The sequence below is a fragment of the Salinisphaera sp. T5B8 genome, from assembly GCF_040361255.1.
In the GTDB taxonomy this organism is placed as follows: Bacteria; Pseudomonadota; Gammaproteobacteria; order Nevskiales; family Salinisphaeraceae; genus Salinisphaera.
This window is the reverse complement of record NZ_APNG01000012.1, coordinates 147501-151480: the sequence shown is the minus strand read 5'-3', so window position 1 is coordinate 151480 and position 3980 is coordinate 147501. Positions and strand designations below refer to the sequence as shown.

3 protein-coding genes (1 of these 3 only partly in view) are annotated in these 3980 nt (G+C 63.6%); 1 reads left to right on the top strand and 2 read right to left on the bottom strand.

Annotated features, from left to right (window positions below; all coding sequences use genetic code 11):
• Positions 1–364 precede the first annotated feature (364 nt).
• Both T5B8_RS12405 and T5B8_RS12400 read right to left on the bottom strand, forming a co-directional pair.
• Entirely contained in the window at positions 365–1516 is a 1152-nt protein-coding gene (locus T5B8_RS12405; RefSeq protein WP_353179166.1) for an anhydro-N-acetylmuramic acid kinase, read from the bottom strand.
• A gap of 110 nt (positions 1517–1626) precedes the next feature.
• The gene (locus T5B8_RS12400) at positions 1627–3258 is read right to left on the bottom strand and encodes an OapA family protein (protein WP_353179164.1); all 1632 of its coding nucleotides are present in this window, start codon (positions 3256–3258) and stop codon (positions 1627–1629) included.
• Positions 3259–3427: 169 nt separating this feature from the next.
• On the opposite strand from T5B8_RS12400, the gene tyrS reads away from it, so the two are divergent.
• Positions 3428–3980: the 5' portion of a tyrosine--tRNA ligase gene (gene tyrS, locus T5B8_RS12395; RefSeq protein ID WP_353179162.1), read on the top strand. Its footprint extends 656 nt past the window's final position; only the first 553 of its 1209 coding nucleotides appear in the window; it begins with the start codon at positions 3428–3430; its stop codon lies beyond the right edge, outside the window.

Sequence of the window (3980 nt, the reverse complement as noted above, 5' to 3'; positions counted from 1 at the left end):
AGTTCGTGATCCGCAATCCCAACGCAACGACCACCTGCGGTTGCGGCAACTCCTTCGCTGTTTAAACCAAAGCGCGCCTTGCCCCTCGTGAGGGGCAATTCGCCGCAGGCGAATGGGGTGCACAAAGATGCGAACGTTTTGCGCTAGCAAAACCCGCGCGCAGCGCGGCGCAGTTCGTGATCCGCAATCCCAATGCGACGACCACCTGCGGCTGGGTAAGGCTTTCGCTGTTTGAGCGACCCGCTGCAGGAAACGATTTCGTCGCGGACGAATCAGCGCTGCACGACAAGACGGCAGATTTTGCTATGCAAACGCCCGTATGGCGCGGGGCGGCTGACGACAGAAGAGACGCGCGTGCTTGCTGTCAGTTATCCAGCAGGGCGGCCTGGTAGATGCCGCCGAGGGCGACCGGCGCGGCCGCGCCGGTCACGCCGGGCACGTTGCCGCTCAAGCCATTGACGGTGCGCATGGCCAGCCACGCGAAGGCCACGGCTTCGACCCAGTCGGCGTCGACATCGTAGCGGTCGGTAACGGCCAGTTCGCGTGGCGCGAGCAATTGAGCGAGGCGGCGATAGAGTTCGCTGTTGTGTGCGCCGCCGCCACAGATGAGCACTTCTTCGTCGCCGGGGCCGTATTCGTCGATGGCCTGGGCGACGCTACGCGCGGTGAATTCGCAGAGCGTGGCCTGAACGTCGGCCGGAATGGGTCGCCTGGCCAGGCTGTCGATCTGGGCGCGCAACCAGTCGAGGTTGAAATATTCGCGACCGGTGCTCTTGGGTGCGGGGCGGGCGAAATAGCGGTCGGCCATCATGTGTGCGAGCAGCGTATCGTTGACGCGGCCACTGGCGGCCCAGCGCCCGTCGGCATCGTAATGCCGTTTGAGATGGGCAGCGGTCCAGGCATCCATGAGCGCATTGCCCGGGCCGGTATCCAGGCCGGTGACCGCATGCGGGTCGTCGACCGACTGGCTGGGCAGCACCGTGACATTGGCGATGCCGCCAATATTGACGACTACGCGGTGGCGCTGGGCATTGGCGAACACGCTGCGATGAAAGGCGGGCACGAGCGGCGCGCCCTGGCCGCCGATGGCGATATCGCTGTTGCGAAAATCCCCGACGACGCGACAGCCGGTACGCGCCGCGATACGGCTGGGCGAGCCGAGCTGGAGGCTGAAGGGGTAGCGGGCGTCGGGCTCGTGGCGCACGGTCTGGCCGTGGCTGCCGATTGCGTCGATCTGGTCGGCGCCGACCTGCGCTTTGTCCATCACGGCAATCGCCGCCCGCGCGAACCATTCGCCCACGCGCTGATCCAGTTCGCCGAATTTAGATAACGACACGCCGGCGACCTGTTGCGACAGATGAAGCAGGTCGTCGCGCAGTCCGGCTTCGGGTGGCTCCGCATGCGTCGCCAGGATCTGCGGCCGATTGCCGGCGGCATCGAAGCGCACGACCGCGGCATCCGCGGCGTCTACGCTCGTGCCTGACATCAGGCCGATATAGTAGCGGGCGTCGTTCATATCAGCGCGTCGCGATGGGATGGCGGATGGCTGCTGCAGGCATCGCAGCGTCGGCTGCGTGCGCTGGCAGGCGGAGTCTGCATCCTGCCAGACACGACCGGGCTTTGCTGTCAGTTGGCCGAGTTCGGCTCGTTGTTACCGCTCGTACCGGCGCTTGCGATCTCGGTTTCGGTGAGCGTGTCCAGCTGCGTGAGCAGTGGCGCCGAGTGTTTGCGAAAATCGGCCATGTACTCGCCAGGCAGGGGCAGCGCCTTGGGCAGATCGACGCGTTCCGGGTCCTTGGGATTGCCGTCGACGCGGAATTCATAGTGCAGGTGCGGGCCGGTGGCCAGGCCGCTCATGCCGACATAGCCGATGACGTCGCCCTGCTTCACCTTGCTGCCGACACCGAAGCCGCTGGCGAAGCGCGACATGTGGCCATAGCGGGTGGAAAGATGCGAGTCGTGGCGCACGATGATCATGTTGCCGTAGCCGCCGCGTCGACCACGGAAGACGATACGGCCATTGCCGGTGGCCTTGATCGGCGTGCCGCTGGGTGCGGCGTAGTCGGTGCCCTCGTGGCGACGAATGCGATTGAGAATGGGGTGGTTGCGCGACAGATTGAAACCCGAGCTGATACGGGTGTAATCCACCGGGGTACGAATAAAGGCTTTCTTCATCGCGCGCCCGTCGGGGGAGTAATAGACCGTGCCCTGGTCATCGCCGGCTTCGGCATAACGCACGGCGCGTACGTCGCGGCCACGGTTGATGAACGAGGCCGCCAGGATATCGCCGTTGGCGATCTTGTCGCCGTCCTTGTAAAGCTCGTCGTAGACGACCACGAAACGGTCACCGGGCCGGGTGTCGAAGGCGAAATCGATATCCCAGCCGAAGATTTCGACCAGCTTCATGATCTGGCGGTCCGACAGGCCGGCCTCCAGCGCATCGACATAAAAGCTGGTGTCGATGATGCCGCTGGCGAAGGCATTGCGATGCTCGACATCGGCCAGCGCCATTTCGCCGCGAAAGCCGTTGCCCTGCGGGCGAACCTGCAAGGTGTGCAGCGGATCGACAGGGAAATCCAGCGCGAGTACGTGGCCATCGGCATCGGCCTTGACCCGCATCGTGTCGCCGGCCCGCAGCCCGCGGGTAAAGCGCTTGCCGTGCTCCTTCATATGCGCGATCGCCAGCGAGTCGGCATACGACAATTCGTTGCGGCTGAACGCGATCGAGAGCGTGTCGCCCTTGCGGATGGTCACATCGTGCCAGCGCGGGCCGCTGTCCCGCGGCGTGGCGATGGCGGCATTGTCATGTTGTTGTGCTTTATCTTGTACGACACCCGTGTCGACAATATCCGCCAGGCCAGTTGTGGCGTCGATATCGCCGGTGTCGGTTGCTGCGCGATCGGGGTCGATTGGCGCGACCGGCACCTCAAGGGCATTGGCATCATCGTCGCTGAGCGCGAGGTCGTCCTGCGACAGTCCGCTTGCATTGTCGGAACGCAGCGCCTGCGATACCTGCGTGCGGCCCGGGCCGATCGATGCATCGACATCGGCTGCGGCCATGTCGTTGTCGCCGTTGTCTCGCGTCTCGACGCCTTGCGGCTCGCGGTCGTCAACGAGCAGGGTCTGCGGGCTGGCCGTCAGCCAGGCGGCACCACCGATAAGTGGCACGACGAGAATCAGGGCCAGGCGGCGAAGGCGCGAGCTCGGCGGTTGGGGCTGTTCGTGCAGCCACAGGTAGTCCGTATCGATCTTGCCCATATAAATGACGCCGAGCCGTGCTGGGAAAGTGGGGATTTGCCGCGGGCACCCCTCTTTACTGCCCGCAGTTATCCGGATAGAAAAGCATAAAGCTGGATGCTTGCCAAGTCCGAAACCGCTAGACTGAGCGGCCGAACCAGTGTAGATCGCGCCAGGGAGTCGTTCGTCGATGCAGGATATATGGGCCGAAATTTGTCGGGGTTGTGACGAGATCATTCCCGAGGAGGCGTTTCGTACACGCCTCGAGCAGGCGACACAGGCGGGGGAGCGTCTCGTGATCAAAGCCGGCTTCGACCCGACCGCGCCGGATCTGCATCTGGGGCATACCGTGCTGCTCAACAAGATGCGTACGTTCCAGGATTTGGGCCACGATGTGGTGTTTCTGATCGGCGACTTCACCGGCCGTATCGGTGATCCCACCGGCAAGAACGTCACCCGCAAGCCGCTCGATGAAGCGCAGGTCGCCGAGAATGCGGCAACCTACGAAGCCCAGATATACAAGGTGCTCGATGCCGAGCGCACCCGTGTGGTGCTCAACTCGACGTGGCTGAACCAGCTCACGAGTGCCGACATGATCAAGCTCGCCGCGACACATACAGTGGCACGCATGCTTGAGCGCGATGACTTCAACAAGCGCTACAAGGCAAACGAGTCGATCGCCATTCATGAGTTTCTCTATCCACTGATCCAGGGCTACGACTCCGTAGCGCTCGAAGCGGATG